Genomic DNA, 13488 nt, shown 5'->3' with positions numbered 1-13488 from the left:
AGACGCCGACGTAGTTCTGAACGGCCGGTGACATCGCTCCCCTGTCCCGCGCGGGCCGGTCAGACGGGTGGCAGTCGCCCGGGCCAGGCCGAGAGACGGCGCCTCGTGACGAACCGTCGGCGGGTGCCGTCGACGGGGTCGTCGAACTCGAGGACGGAGGCGAGCAGCTGCAACGGTGAGCCGAAGTCGTCGAGCGGGACGTCGCGCTCCACGGGATACAACGGGTCGTCGACGATCGGGATGCCGAGGCCGTTCAGCTGGCACCGCAGCTGGTGCGTGCGTCCCGTCCTCGGCGTCAGCCGGTAGAGGCCGAGCAGCTTCCCTGCCCCGTCGGCGGCCGGCGCGGTGTCGAGGAGCTCGACGAGCGTCTCGGCGTTTGGCTCCGCACCCTCCACCTCGTGGGCCTGGTGCGTGCCGTGCTCCTTGACGAGGTGGGTCCGGCGTACGAGCGGCAGCTGGAGGCCGACTTGCACCGGCGCCACGGCGAGGTACTCCTTGCGCGCGAGTCCCTCGGCGAAGACGCGCTGGTAGGCGCCGCGCCAGCGCTGCTCGGTCGTGAACATCAGCACGCCCGCCGTCGGCCGGTCGAGCCGGTGGGCGGGTGTGAGCCGGGCGAGTCCGGTCAGCACCCGAGTCCGCGCGAGGGCGCTCTGCACGACGTGGCGGCCGCGCGGCATCGTGGCCATGTCGTGGGGCTTGTCGACGACGACGACCCGCTCGTCGCGGTGCAGCACGACCGGCTCCTCCGGGTGCGGCACCTCGCTCGGGAGATCGCGGTGCGCCCACACGACCGACTGGGGCACGAACGGCGTGCCGGGGGCGACGGCCTGTCCACCGGCGTCGACGAACTCCCCCGCGGCCAGCATCCGGTCGACCTCGTCCGCCGCCAGTGCCGGCGCGAGCCGTTCAACGAGGTGGTCGCGCAGGGTCACCCACGGGCCACCCTGCGGCATACGGAAGCGTTGCGCGTCGACGCCGTGGCGCGGCGGCAGGGGCGATGCGGGGATGGCTCCGCGGGCCACTCAGCCCTCCTCGAGGACGGGCTCACCCCGGACGACCTCGACGTCGTGGCCCAGGAACCGCCCGTATGCCGCGGCGGCGCGTTCGACGTCACGCCACCGCCCCGTGCCGAGCGGGATGAACGGAGCGACCTCCAGCCGCACGCCCTGGGAGCGCTGCTCTCGCCGCCACGTGCCGGCGACCTCGCCGTCGATGACGAGGGTCGGCTTGAAGACCATGTTGCGGCCCGGCACGACGCGGGCGACGTGCTCGGCCGGCAGGGTCAGGGCTCGGCCCTTGTAGCCGAGGAGGAACTCGTCCCACTGCGGCAGCAGCTGGACGCCGACGTGGCTCGTCGGCGTCCGGGGGGCGTCCACGTGGGTGAGCCACTCCGTGCCGTCGACCACCTCACGCTCGATGCGGTCGCCCAGCAGCTCGAGCGCCTCCCGGGTGACGGTGAGGGTCTTGTCGAACCAGCCAGCGAGGTCCCGCTCCGTCACCGGTCCGTGGCTGCGGACGTAGCGCTCGGCCATCGTCGCCAACCCCTGCTCGCGAGAAACCTTGCGCGACAACGGGACCCACGCGTCTATGAGGACGAAGCTCGGCTGCTTGCCGATGAGCGGACCCTGGCACAGCAGTCCGGTCATGCAGTGGTGGCCGACGAGGTGGTACGCCCGCTGACCGGTGGGGTCGATGCCCGCGTCGACGAGCATCGCAACGACGTCGGGTCGGCTCATCGGCTCGGTCAGGTGCTCGCAGAAGAGACGTCCGGCGAGGTCGACGTCGCGGTCGGCGAGTCCGAGCTGCGCGTAGCGCGTGGTGAGCGCCGTCCCACGCGGGGAGGCCAGCAGCTCGCACATCCAGCGGGCGTCCTCGGCCGGGACCCAGTGGATCGTGCCGCGCATCGGCCAGGTGCGCACGATCTCGCGGTCGTGCACGGCCTGCTCGACCTCGGCGAGCGTCAGCCCCGAGCGCACCGCCACGGACCAGGCGCCGCTCGCGTAGTCCTGCGCCTGCAGGGCCCCGAGGGTGCGCGTGACCTCCAGCGCCGACACGCGCGTGGCCGCGGTGCCGAAGGGCGGCGCGAGACCGAGCGCCGACATCCGCGCCCGGCGCAGGCGCCGCCTCTCGGAAGCCACCATCAGCTGAGGCAGGCCGGGCCGAGCAGGGCCTTGAGGTCGCCGAAGAGCGCCGATGTCGCGTTGACGCGCAGCGAGTCGTCGAGCGACATGAGCACCGACCGGCCGGGCTGGGTCAGCTTGACCTGCACCTCGGTCGCTCCGGGGTGCTCGCCGAGCACGCGCTTGAGGCTCTCGGCGACGGCCGGGGTGGCCCGGCCGAGCGGCAGGGTCAGCACGACCGGACCGCGCGGCCCCTCCTTGATGTCGGGGATGGTCAGCTCCTGGGCGAAGACGGAGATCGAGTCGTCGCGGGCGCTGATGCGTCCCTTGACGGCGCAGACGGTGTCCTGGGCGAGCATCGTGGAGTACGTCATGTAGGCCGACGGGAAGAAGAGGCACTCGATGGCGCCGTCGAGGTCCTCGACCGTCGCGATGGCCCAGAGGTCGCCCTTCTTCGTGCGCTTGAGCTGGAGGCTCGTGATGAGACCCGCGACCGTGACGGGCGTGCCGTCGGGCTTCGGGTCGTCGCCCATGAGCGAGGCGATGGAGGTGTCGGCGTGCGTGGCGAGGATGTGCTCGATGCCGAAGAGCGGGTGGTCGCTGACGTAGAGGCCGAGCATCTCGCGCTCGAACGAGAGCAGGGTGGCCTTGTCCCACTCCATCGTCGGCACCGGCGGCAGGCCGTCGAACGCGTCGGCTCCGCCGCCGTCACCCGCGTCGTCACCGAAGCTGCCGAAGAGGCTGTCCTGCCCGATGGCCTCCTGCTTCTTCACCTCGACGAGGGCGTCGATGTAGCGCTCGTGGACCTCGACCATGCCGCGACGGCTCTCGCCGAGGGAGTCGAACGCGCCGCCCTTGATGAGCGACTCGATCGTGCGCTTGTTGCAGACGACCGCCGGCACCTTGGAGAGGAAGTCCTTGAACGAGGCGAACGCGCCTTTCTCCTCGCGCGCCTTGACGATCGCCTGGACGACGGGCAGGCCGACGTTGCGGATCGCGGCGAGCCCGAACCGGATGTCGGTGCCGACGGCGGCGAAGTTGGCGATCGACTCGTTGACGTCGGGCGGTAGCACCTTGATGCCCATGTGCCGGCACTCGTTGAGGTAGAGCGCCGACTTGTCCTTGTCGTCGCGCACGCTCGTCAGCAGCGCCGCCATGTACTCGGCGGGGTAGTTCGCCTTGAGGTAGCCGGTCCAGTACGACACGAGGCCGTAGGCCGCCGTGTGCGCCTTGTTGAACGCGTAGTCGGAGAACGGGACGAGGACGTCCCACAGCGCCTTGACCGAGGCCTCGTTGAAGCCCTGCGCCTTCATGCCGGTGGAGAAGGGGACGTACTCGGCGTCGAGGACCTCCTTCTTCTTCTTGCCCATGGCGCGCCGAAGCAGGTCGGCGCTGCCGAGCGTGTAGCCGGCCAGCTTCTGGGCGATCTCCATGACCTGCTCCTGGTAGATGACCAGGCCGTAGGTCATGCCGAGGATCGGGTCGAGGGCCTGCACCATCTCGGGCTGGAGCTTGCCCTCCAGCTTGGGGTCGAGCGGGGTCAGGGCCTGCTTGCCGTTCTTGCGCAGCGCGAAGTTCGTGTGCGCGTTGACGCCCATCGGACCGGGACGGTAGAGCGCGAGGGCCGCCGAGATGTCCTCGAAGTTGTCCGGCTGCATCAGGCGCAGCAGCGAGCGCATGCCGCCGCCGTCGAGCTGGAAGACGCCGAGGGTGTCGCCGCGGCCGAGCAGCTCGTAGGTGGCCTTGTCGTCGAGCGTCTTGGACAGCTCGTCGAGGTCGATGTCCTCGTCGCGGTTGAGCTTGATGTTCTCGATGGCGTCGTCGAGGATCGTGAGGTTGCGCAGCCCGAGGAAGTCCATCTTGACCAGGCCCAGCGACTCGCAGCTGGGGTAGTCGAACTGCGTGATGATCTGCCCGTCCTGCAGGCGGCGCATGATCGGGATGACGTCGACGAGCGGCTCGCTCGACATGATCACGCCGGCGGCGTGGACGCCCCACTGGCGCTTCAGGCCCTCGAGACCGAGAGCCGTCGCGACGACCTCCTGGGCCTGCGGGTCCTCGGCGTGGACGGCGCGGAAGTCGCCGGCCTCGTTGTAGCGCTTGGAGTCCGGCTTGAAGACGTCGGCGAGCGGCATGCCCTTGCCCATGACGTCGGGCGGCATCGCCTTGGTGAGCTTCTCGCCCATGGCGAACGGGTGACCGAGGACGCGGCTGGCGTCCTTGAGCGCCTGCTTGGCCTTGATCGTGCCGTAGGTGACGATCTGCGCGACGCGCTCCTCGCCGTACTTCTCCGTGACGTAGCGGATGACCTCACCGCGCCGGCGCTCGTCGAAGTCGACGTCGAAGTCGGGCATCGACATGCGCTCGGGGTTGAGGAACCGCTCGAAGATCAGGCCGTGCGGGATCGGGTCGAGGTCGGTGATGCCCATGGCGTACGCGCACATCGAGCCGGCGCCCGAGCCACGGCCGGGACCGACGCGGATGCCGTTGCGCTTGGCCCAGTTGATGAAGTCGGCGACGACGAGGAAGTAGCCCGGGTAGCCCTTCGAGACGATGACGTCCTCCTCGAAGGCCGCCTGCTTGCGCGCGTAGTCGGGCACGCCCTCGGGGAACCGGCGCTGCAGACCGGTCTCGACCTCCTTGATGAACCACGACGTCTCGTCCTCGCCCTCGGGGACGGGGAAGCGCGGCATGAAGCGCCCCTCGCCCTCGGTGAACGACACCTCGCAGCGCTCGGCGATCAGGAGGGTGTTGTCGCAGGCCTCGGGCAGCTCGCGCCACAGGTGGCGCATCTCCTGGGCGGACTTGAGGTAGAAGTCGTCGGCGTCGAACTTGAACCGGTTGGGGTCCATGAGCGTCGAGCCCGACTGGACGCAGAGGAGGGCCGCGTGCGCCTTGGCGTCCTCGGCCCGGGTGTAGTGCAGGTCGTTGGTGGCGACGAGCGGCAGGCCCAGGTCGCGGGCGAGGCGGATGAGGTCCTTCTGGGTGCGCCGCTCGATGTCGAGCCCGTGGTCCATCAGCTCGACGTACACGTTCTCGGCGCCGAAGATGTCGCGCAGCTCGCCGGCGACCTCGCGAGCCTCGTCGTACATGCCGAAGCGCAGCTTGGTCTGGATCTCGCTCGACGGGCAGCCCGTCGTGACGATGAGCCCCTTGCCGTAGGTGGAGAGCAGCTCGCGGTCGATGCGCGGCCATTTGGTGTACACCTGGTCGAGGCTCGCGATGGAGCTCATCCGGAAGAGGTTGTGCATGCCCACGTTGTCCTGCGCGAGCATCGTCATGTGGGTGTAGGCGCCGCTTCCGGAGACGTCGTCGCGTCCACCGTCGCCCCAGCTGACCTTCGTGCGGTCGGTGCGGTGCGTGCCCGGCGTGATGTACGCCTCGACGCCGATGATCGGCTTGACGCCGGTGCCCTGCGCCTTCTTCCAGAACTCGTAGGCGCCGAAGACGTAGCCGTGGTCGGTCGTCGCCAGGGCCGGCATCCCCATCCGGGCGGCCTCGCTGAAGAGGTCGCCGATGCGCGCCGCCCCGTCCAGCATGGAGTACTCCGTGTGCACGTGCAGGTGCACGAAGTTCTGGTCGTTTCGCGGGGCGGATTGGGTCGACATCGTGGATGAGTCTAAGCCTCGCCGCGGACACTCCCCGACGTGTCGTGGCGGGTGTCGTGCGCGGCGTCCTGCCCGGTGTCGTACCCGGTCGTGTGCCCGGTCTCGTGCCCGCTCTCGTGCGCGTGTCATGCCGGGGTCGGATGCCGTCTCGCCGGTCCGCGCGAACCGATCCGCGCGCCGCGGTGTAGTGGGTTCGCCGGGGCGGCACCATGGCAGGTGGTAGCCCGGTCGTCGGGTCCGCACGAAGGTGGAGGAAGAGATCGACAGGCGCGAGCAGGCTGCCGAGGAGGCAGCGGCACTGGCCCGCGTGCGCGCCGGGGAGCCGGCGGCATACGCGGAGCTCGTGATGCTCCACGCCCCGATCGCCAAGCGGCTCGCCGTGCTGTCCGGGGCGGGCAGCGAGGCCGACGACGTGGTGCAGGAGGCGTTCGTGAAGGCGTACGAGGCGTTGCCGCGGTTCCGTGATGGCGCGGGCTTCCGGCCCTGGCTGCTCCGGATCGTCGTCAACGAGACGCGTAACCTCCAGCGCGGCCGCTCGAGGCGGGCGCTGCGCGAGCTGCGGGTCGCCACCGAGGACGTGGTCACCCGCACGGTCGACGACCCCGCCGAGGCGGTTGTCACCGCGGCTCGCCGGACGGGTCTGCTCGACGCAGTCGAGACACTGCCCGACGACCTGCGTGACGTCGTCACGTGCCGCTACCTGCTCGAGCTGTCCGAGGCCGAGACGGCCGACACGCTCGGGGTGCCCGCCGGCACCGTGAAGTCCCGGCTGCACCGGGCGCTCGCGTCGCTGCGGGAGGTGATGGCCGATGCCTGACCGCTTCGACCTCGAGGACGAGCTCGTCGCCCTGGGCCGCGCGCTGGTCACCGACCCGCCACGTGACGACCTCGCCGCCCTCGTGCTCGCCCGCCTGGAGCCGCTCGCCGACGCACGGACCGAACCGGCCGAACCGGCCGAACCGGCCGAACCGGTCGCACCGGTCGCGCTGCCGGTGACGCGCCAGGCGCGACCGACTCCTCGTCGGCTCGGCTGGGCGATCGCCGCGGCCGTCGTGCTCGTGCTGGCCCTGATCCCGCCGGTACGAGCCGCGGTGCTCGAGCTGCTGCGCATCGGGGGTGTCGTCGTGCGCGAGGTGCCGTCGCCGAGCAGCCCACCCGCCACCACGCCGAGCGGTCCGGGATCGACGACGCAGGCACCGACCGGCCCCGCGGTCTCCCTCCGACGGGCCGAGCAGCTCATCGGCGCCGACATCGAGACACCCGCGTCGCTCGGTCCACCCTCGTCCGTCGTCGTGGCGCACGAGAACCGGGTCGCCCTGTTGAGGTGGGACTCGACCTCCGGGACGACACGTCTGGACGTCTTCGTCGGCTCGTTGTCGTGGGGGTACCTCAAGAGCGTGTGGGAGGCCGTCACCCCCACCCGGGTGGCCGAGCACGACGCCGTGTGGCTCGGTTCACCCCACCTCATCGAGTGGGTCGACCGGGACGGCCGCGCGCGCGCCGAGCCGCCGCGCCTCGCCGGACCGACCCTTGTCTGGGTCGTCCCGTCCGCCGCGGGCGAGGTGACCTACCGGCTCGAGGGCCCGGCCACGCTGAACGACGCCCTCCGGGTCGCCGAGAGCGCCCGGTGACTCGCGCAGGTCGCCCCGGAGAACCTCTCGCGACCCGGCGGTGTTGACGTCCTGTCGACCCACTGCCCCCAGGAGGAGAACATGCGCAGACTCGCCGCCCTCGCCACCGCCCTCGCCACCCCTCTCGCCATGGCGCTGCTCGTCCTCGCCGCCCCACCGGCCTCCGCCGGTGGACCGACGTCGGTCCTCGTCGTCAACTACGACGGGTCCCGCGCGGCCGGCGCCCTCACGGGCAGCACCGCCTACGCCGACCTCGAGAAGGCCCTCGACGTCTACACGCCCCCGACAGGTGACCGGACCTCGCCGGCCTCGTTCATGGCCACCCAGATCCGGCTCACCTGGATGATCCACGACGTCACCCCGTGGCGGGTCGACGCCGTCATCATCGACGGCGACGACGTGTGGGTCGAGACGGCCATGGACTCGGGGACTGACTCCGGCCTGTTCAACGTGGAGTCGGTGCGCCACCGTCCGCGTGACCGTGCGCTCCTCATGTCCACGCTCAGGGCGTTGGGCGTCCTGGGTGACAAGCCGGCCGGCGCCGCTTCGCCCGAGGCGTCCGCGCCGGCGTTCCCGCCCGACGCGGCGCCAGCCGAAGCCGCCACCGGTACGCGTACGACCGGCGATGCGGCCGGCGCACCCGCCACGACCGGCGTCCCCTGGTGGGGCACGACCACCGCGGCCGTGCTGGCCCTCGGCCTCGGTCTCGTGCTGGGTCGACGTCTCCGCTCCCGAGGTACGCCAGAGCCGCTCGCCGACCTGGCCAACCGCCTCGGCGACACCGAACGCGTCGCCCCGGTGGGCTTCACGGCCGATCCCGACCGCGCACGTCCCTGACGCGACCCGATCACGGACGTTCGTCGCAGGCTGCGGCGGGGACACCGCGCCGGCGCGCGGACGCGCCGAACGGCGGCATACTCAGGCCGCCCTTCCGACCTTCACCTTCGAGTCGAGGGTGAGGGTCAGAAGGTCGCGACGATGTCCAGCGCGCGCTGGAGGTCCTCGGGGTACGGGCTCTCGAAGTGGACGTACTCCCCCGTGCCCGGGTGCTCGAACCCGAGACCGACGGCGTGCAGCCACTGCCGGTCGAGCCTGAGGCGCGCGGCCAGCTTCGGGTCGGCGCCGTAGGTCGGGTCACCGCAGCACGGGTGGTGCAGCGCCGCGAAGTGCACGCGGATCTGGTGGGTGCGCCCGGTCTCGAGGTGGATGTCGAGCAGGCTCGCGTGCCGGAACGCCTCGATGACCTCGTAGTGCGTCACCGACGGCTTGCCGCTCTTCATGACCGCGAACTTGTAGTCGTGGCCGGGGTGCCGGCCGATCGGGGCCTCGATGGTGCCGACCACCGGGTCGGGCAGGCCCTGGACGAGCGCGTGGTAGGTCTTGTCGACGGTGCGGCTGCGGAAGGCGTGCTTGAGGCGCGAGTACGCGTACTCGCTCTTCGCGACGACCATGAGGCCCGACGTGCCCACGTCGAGGCGGCTGACGACGCCTTGGCGCTCCGGCGCACCGGACGTCGAGATGCGGTAGCCGGCGGCGGCGAGGCCACCGACGACGTCGGGCCCGGACCAGCCGACACTCGGGTGGGCCGCGACGCCGACCGGCTTGTCCACCACGACGATGTCGTCGTCGTCGTGGATGATCGTCATTCCCGGCACGGGCTGGGCGATGACGGCGAGGCTGGGGCTGTCCTCAGCGCGCGGCAGCGACACCTCGAGCATCGAACCGGCCGACAGCCGTTCGGACTTCGCGACGGCCTTGCCGTCGAGGACGACGTGCCCATCGGCGGCGAGGTCGGCGGCCTTGGTGCGTGAGACCCCGAACAGGCGGGCCACGCCGGCGTCGACGCGCTCGCCCTCCAGGCCGTCGGGGACCAGGACGGTGCGCACGTCAGGCATCATCGCCTCCGGCCCCACCTCGGGAGTCGGGTCGGCGAGCACCCTCGCTGGACGCAGACTCTCCGGTCGACTCCGTCGTCGGGCGGTGCTCACGGCCGCCGTCGACCCCGATTCCGAGCATCGCCAGCACGACGATGAGGCCGGCCGCCGACACGATCCAGATGTCGGCGACATTTCCGATGAACCAGTGGTTGTAGTCGATGAAGTCGACGACGTGGCCCTGGCCACCGCCCGGCGGTCTCACGAAGCGGTCGGTGATGTTGCCGACCGCGCTCCCGAGCAGAAGCCCGAGGGCGACGGCCCACGCGCGCGAGCCGAGCTGCCGGGCCACGACGATGATCGCGACGAGCACCGCGAGCGCGATGCCGGTCATGACCCACGTGTTGCTCGCACCGAGCGACAGGGCCGCACCGGGGTTGCCGATGAGCTTGAAACGGATGAACTCCCCGACGAAGGGGCGTGGCTCCCCGTCCGCGAGGACGTCGAGCGCGACCAGCTTGGACAGCTGGTCGCTGAGGTAGGCGAGGACGGCGACGACTCCGAGCACGACGAACAACCGCTTGCGCCGGGCTGGCGTCGGGCGGCTGTCGTCTGCGGTTGTCGAGCTCACGGTCTCCGGGGTGGACACGCCGTCGACGCCCGCTCGGGGCGTCGACGTGGCGTGGCTGGGCGTCAGTGGCGGTCTTGCTTCTCCTGGCATGTCATGCACAGGGTCGCACGAGGACGGGCCTGAAGTCGAAGCTTGCCGATCGGGTTGCCGCAGTTCTCGCAGATGCCGTAGGTTCCCGCGTCGAGCTGCTCGAGGGCGTGCTCGGCCTGACGCAGGCTGGCCCGAGCGTTGGCCGCCACAGAGATCTCGTGCTCGCGCTCGGCCGTCTTCGCACCGGCGTCGGCCTGGTCGTCACCCGAGCCGTCGCCCGACGCGCGCAGCAGGTCGTCGAGCTCGTCCTCGGCGAGCTTGAGCTCGACCCGGTGCTGCTCGATCTCCTCGAGCAGGACCTCGCGCACCTCGCCGATCTCCTCCTCGCTCCAAGGGCTCTCGTCGTCCTTGACCCTGAGGCGCCCGGCGATGGTGCCGGCAGTCGTCTTCGTGGCGGTCGCCTTCCGGCTACCGCCGGCCGAAGCAGTCTTCGTGGCGGCCTTCTTCGCGCTCTGGCGCGGTCCTGCGGTGGAACTCGTCGTCACGGCTGCCTTCTTGGTTCGTGGGGAGGTCGGGGTGGTCTTCTTGGTGGCGGTCTGCTTCGCCGGGGCCTTGGTGGCGGTCTGCTTCGCCGGGGCCTTGCTGGCGACCTTCTTCGCCGGGGCCTTGCTGGCGACCTTCTTCGCCAGGGTCTTGCTGGCGACCTTCTTCGCCGGGGTCTTGCTGGCGACCTTCTTCGCCGGGGCCTTGCTGGCGACCTTTTTCGCCGGCGCCTTCTTCGCCTGGGCCTTCTTTACCGGCGCGGCCTTTTCCGCGACCGGCGTCTTCTTCGCTGCCTTCTTTGCCACTGACGTCTTCTTCGCGGCGGTCGTCTTCGTCGTAGCCTTCTTCGCCGTCGACGGGGCAGCCTTCTTGACGCCGGCCTTCTTCACCGCTGCCTTCGTCGTAGTGGCCTTCATACCCGATCTCGCCGTTGCCGCCTTCGCGACGGACTTCGCAGCGGGCTTTGCTGCCGGTGTGGAGGTGCGCCTCGTCGCGCCCGCCTTCGCGGGCGTCGCCTTCTTCGCCGCGGTCGTCCTGCTCGCGGTGGACCGCCTGGCCGCGGTGCTCGCCGCTGCCGTCGTCTTCTTCGCCGCCATCAGATCCTCCGTCGCTCACGCCGTCGACGCTGACAAGTGGGGCTGACAATAAGCCCCGCACGGGTCGGGCACAAACAGGAAACGCATACCCGGGCGAACTGTTCGCTCCTCGATACAACGCAGGCCGCCCGGGAGGGTTTCCCGGACGGCCTGCGTGCGTCTGTTCGAGGTGGGCCTCAGCCCTGGTTGCCGTCTCCGGCGCCGGCGTGGGCCGGCTCCTGGACGCTCGAGTCGAGGTCGTGCAGCTGGCCCTCGATGTAGGACTTGAGGTTGGTGCGGTAGTTCTTCTCGAAGCCGCGCAGCTCGGCGATCTTGCGGTCGAGCAGACCCTTCTGCTTGTCGAGCTCCTCGAGCAGCGCCGCCTTCTTCTGCTGCGCCTCCGCCACCATGCCGGTGGCGCGCTCGCGGGCCTCGGTCAACAGCTCGTCACGCTTGGCACTGGCCTCGGCGATCATCTGGTCGCGCTGGCCGGTGGCCTCGGCGATCATCTGGTCGCGCTGGGCGGCTGCGGCCGCCGAGATCTGCTCAGCCTGCTGGGTCGCCTCGTCGTGGCGGGCCTGGCCGGTGTTGACGAGCTCGTCGTGACGGGCCTGAGCCGCGGCGATCAGGTCGCGGTGACGGTTCTCGGCCTCGGAGATCAGCTCGTTGCGACGCGTCTCGCCGGCTGCGACGTGCTCGTCGTGGAGCCGCTGCGCGAGCGCGATGACCCCGGCAGCGTCGAGGTTGCCGGATGCTGCGGCGGCCGTGGCCGGCGCTGCGGCGGCCGGAGCAGCCTGGGCGGCCCTGGCCGCCTCCTCCTGCTGGCGGGCCGCGTTGGCGGCCTCCTCGCGCTGACGAGCCGCGTTGGCGGCCTCCTCGCGCTGGCGGGCCGCGTTGGCGGCTGCGGCCTCGGCGTCGGCCTGCGCCTTCGCCGCACGCTCCTCGGCGGCACGGGCGTTCTCCTGCGCCTTGCTGAGCTTGGCCTCGGCGTCGGCGACCTGGGAGTTGAGGCCGTTGAGCTTGGTCTGGGCGTCGTTGAGAGCCTTCGAGTCGACCGCGGCCTTGGCTGCCGCCTCGGCACGCTCGGCCTCGGCCTTGGCGCGCTCGACCCGCTCCTTGGCGGCGCGCTCGGCGTTCTCGGCATCCGCCTTGGCCTTGGCGGCGCGGTCGGTGGCCGCCTTGAAGGCCCGCTCGGCGTCCTGGATCTTCGCCGTGAGGCCGCCGAGCTTGGCGTCGTCGCCGGGGCGGGCGACGGCCGGCATGGCCGCCGTCGCGCCGTCGGCACGGACGGCCGACTGGTTCTTGCTCGCGCGGCAGTCGTTGAGCTGCTTCAGGTAGTCGTCACGCTGCTCGATGAGCGAACGCATCTCCGCCACGATCTCGTCCAGGAAGTCGTCAACGTCCCGCTCCTCGTAGCCACGACGAAACTGCGTGGTCTGGAAGTGCTTGTTGAGCACCTGTTCAGGCGTAAGCGCCATGTGTCACCTCGATACAGACGTAATGGTTCGGGTCAACGGTATCTAACGTTCCGGTCACGAACCAAAGCCATGCTCACCGATCCGTGTGAGGACAGCCACGCGCCAGCACGGTGCGCCGCTGTCGCGGGTCGGTCAGAAGAAGCTCGGCACGTTGAGAGCGAGAGAGGTCAGCAGCATCAGGACGAGGAAGCTGAGGTCGAGTCGTACGCCGCCGAGGCTCGGTGACGGGATCACCTTGCGCAGGGCACGCAACGGCGGGTCGGTCACGGTGTAGACAGCCTCGGCCAGGACCAGGACGACCCCGCTCGGTCGCCAGGACCGGGCCAGCACCTGCACCCAGTCGATGACGAAGCGACCGATGAGGGCGATGAAGAAGGTGAAGACCACCACCCCGTAGATCGTCCAGAACGCATCCATGTCCGTCAGTGTGGCTGATGTCGGCGTGTGGATGTGAACCGGGGTACGAAACGGTGTCGCGGACCCGGTCAGCTCTGGTTGAAGAACCCGCGGGTGGAGGCCGCCGGGGCCTCGGGCTCGTCGGCCGAGATCTCGACGTGCGCCGGCGACAGGAGGAAGACCTTGGAGGTCACCCGCTCGATCGTGCCGTGCAGGCCGAAGACGAGGCCCGCGGCGAAGTCGACGAGGCGCTTGGCGTCGGCGTCGTCCATGTCGCTGAGGTTCATGATGACCGGCACCTGGTCGCGGAACCACTCACCGATGTTCTTGGCCTCGTTGTAGGTGCGCGGGTGGATGGTCGTGATCCGGTTGAGGGAGCCGACCTCGACGTCGCGGACGACGGCGGCGACGGGACGCCTGGTGGGCAGCTGGGTCACGGCAGCGGTGTGCTCGGGCTCGTCGTCATAGCGGTCGGACTCGTCGTAGGCGTCGTAGTCGTCGTAACGGTCATGACGCTGGTCCTCCTCACTCAGTCCGAGGTACACCATCGTCTTGCGCAGTGCCCCTGCCATGGCCAACTCCCAAACGCTCGATTGCGGTCG

Annotated in this window: 13 protein-coding genes; 4 read left to right on the top strand and 9 right to left on the bottom strand. The window is 70.5% G+C overall.

The genetic code is table 11. From position 1 onward, the window contains the following. Positions 1 to 59 precede the first annotated feature (59 nt). From H9I49_RS17845 to dnaE, 3 genes are read right to left on the bottom strand one after another with little or no spacing between them, the layout of a single operon-like run. Positions 60 to 1022, bottom strand: coding sequence for a pseudouridine synthase (locus H9I49_RS17845; protein ID WP_370587631.1), 963 nt, complete (start codon positions 1020 to 1022; stop codon positions 60 to 62). Next, a complete protein-coding gene (locus H9I49_RS17840) occupies positions 1023 to 2141 on the bottom strand; it encodes a winged helix DNA-binding domain-containing protein (protein ID WP_255524044.1) in 1119 nt (372 codons plus the stop codon). After that, positions 2141 to 5728, bottom strand: a complete 3588-nt coding sequence (gene dnaE, locus H9I49_RS17835; protein WP_188031707.1) for a DNA polymerase III subunit alpha — start codon at positions 5726 to 5728, stop codon at positions 2141 to 2143. The genes H9I49_RS17840 and dnaE overlap by 1 nt, the downstream gene beginning before the upstream one ends. 247 nt (positions 5729 to 5975) lie before the next feature. Here dnaE and H9I49_RS17830 point away from each other — a divergent pair, with 247 nt between their 5' ends. The 3 genes from H9I49_RS17830 (at position 5976) to H9I49_RS17820 (ending at position 8196) form a co-directional block, all read left to right on the top strand. Then, a complete protein-coding gene (locus H9I49_RS17830; protein WP_188031706.1) occupies positions 5976 to 6545 on the top strand; it encodes an RNA polymerase sigma factor in 570 nt (189 codons plus the stop codon). Beyond that, complete coding sequence (locus tag H9I49_RS17825; protein WP_188031705.1) at positions 6538 to 7359, top strand: hypothetical protein; 822 nt, start codon at positions 6538 to 6540, stop codon at positions 7357 to 7359. Before H9I49_RS17830 ends, H9I49_RS17825 begins: the two co-directional genes overlap by 8 nt. Positions 7360 to 7440: 81 nt before the next feature. Next, positions 7441 to 8196, top strand: a complete 756-nt coding sequence (locus tag H9I49_RS17820; RefSeq protein WP_188031704.1) for a hypothetical protein — start codon at positions 7441 to 7443, stop codon at positions 8194 to 8196. Between the two features lie 125 nt (positions 8197 to 8321). On the opposite strand, the gene H9I49_RS17815 is transcribed toward H9I49_RS17820, so the two are convergent. The 3 genes from H9I49_RS17815 to H9I49_RS24570 form a co-directional block, all read right to left on the bottom strand. Next, entirely contained in the window at positions 8322 to 9254 is a 933-nt protein-coding gene (locus H9I49_RS17815) for an RluA family pseudouridine synthase (protein ID WP_188031703.1), read from the bottom strand. Further along, on the bottom strand, positions 9247 to 9864 hold the full coding sequence (gene lspA / locus H9I49_RS17810) for a signal peptidase II (protein ID WP_370587630.1): 618 nt from the start codon (positions 9862 to 9864) through the stop codon (positions 9247 to 9249). Before lspA ends, H9I49_RS17815 begins: the two co-directional genes overlap by 8 nt. Before the next feature lie 62 nt (positions 9865 to 9926). After that, positions 9927 to 10439, bottom strand: coding sequence for a TraR/DksA family transcriptional regulator (locus H9I49_RS24570; RefSeq protein WP_188031701.1), 513 nt, complete (start codon positions 10437 to 10439; stop codon positions 9927 to 9929). On the opposite strand from H9I49_RS24570, the gene H9I49_RS24565 reads away from it, so the two are divergent. Then, positions 10423 to 11079: a hypothetical protein gene (locus H9I49_RS24565; RefSeq protein ID WP_188031700.1), complete on the top strand. Its 657-nt coding sequence runs from the start codon at positions 10423 to 10425 to the stop codon at positions 11077 to 11079. The two genes, H9I49_RS24570 and H9I49_RS24565, sit on opposite strands and share 17 nt — an antisense overlap. A gap of 130 nt (positions 11080 to 11209) precedes the next feature. Here the strand turns inward: H9I49_RS24565 and H9I49_RS17795 are convergent, their stop codons facing one another. From H9I49_RS17795 to H9I49_RS17785, 3 genes are all read right to left on the bottom strand, one after another. Next, complete coding sequence (locus tag H9I49_RS17795) at positions 11210 to 12490, bottom strand: DivIVA domain-containing protein (RefSeq protein ID WP_188031699.1); 1281 nt, start codon at positions 12488 to 12490, stop codon at positions 11210 to 11212. A gap of 132 nt (positions 12491 to 12622) precedes the next feature. Beyond that, positions 12623 to 12907 carry a YggT family protein gene (locus H9I49_RS17790; RefSeq protein WP_150988137.1) on the bottom strand — a complete coding sequence of 95 codons (285 nt, stop codon included), beginning with the start codon at positions 12905 to 12907 and terminating at the stop codon, positions 12623 to 12625. A gap of 68 nt (positions 12908 to 12975) precedes the next feature. After that, a complete protein-coding gene (locus H9I49_RS17785; RefSeq protein WP_188031698.1) occupies positions 12976 to 13458 on the bottom strand; it encodes a cell division protein SepF in 483 nt (160 codons plus the stop codon). Positions 13459 to 13488 lie beyond the last annotated feature (30 nt).

The sequence above is a fragment of the Terrabacter sp. MAHUQ-38 genome (assembly GCF_014518425.1).
Classification (GTDB): Bacteria; Actinomycetota; Actinomycetes; order Actinomycetales; family Dermatophilaceae; genus Terrabacter.
This window is presented reverse-complemented; position numbering and strand designations above follow the sequence as displayed.

What these genes read in the sequence shown, in the direction of transcription:
- H9I49_RS17815 (WP_188031703.1), bottom strand. Translation starts at nt 9,254, where the DNA reads ATGCCTGACGTGCGCACCGTCCTGGTCCCCGACGGCCTGGAGGGCGAG.
- H9I49_RS17790 (WP_150988137.1), bottom strand. Translation starts at nt 12,907, where the DNA reads ATGGATGCGTTCTGGACGATCTACGGGGTGGTGGTCTTCACCTTCTTC.
- H9I49_RS17825 (WP_188031705.1), top strand. Translation starts at nt 6,538, where the DNA reads ATGCCTGACCGCTTCGACCTCGAGGACGAGCTCGTCGCCCTGGGCCGC.
- dnaE (WP_188031707.1), bottom strand. Translation starts at nt 5,728, where the DNA reads ATGTCGACCCAATCCGCCCCGCGAAACGACCAGAACTTCGTGCACCTG.
- H9I49_RS17820 (WP_188031704.1), top strand. Translation starts at nt 7,441, where the DNA reads ATGCGCAGACTCGCCGCCCTCGCCACCGCCCTCGCCACCCCTCTCGCC.
- H9I49_RS17795 (WP_188031699.1), bottom strand. Translation starts at nt 12,490, where the DNA reads ATGGCGCTTACGCCTGAACAGGTGCTCAACAAGCACTTCCAGACCACG.
- H9I49_RS17840 (WP_255524044.1), bottom strand. Translation starts at nt 2,141, where the DNA reads ATGGTGGCTTCCGAGAGGCGGCGCCTGCGCCGGGCGCGGATGTCGGCG.
- H9I49_RS17785 (WP_188031698.1), bottom strand. Translation starts at nt 13,458, where the DNA reads ATGGCAGGGGCACTGCGCAAGACGATGGTGTACCTCGGACTGAGTGAG.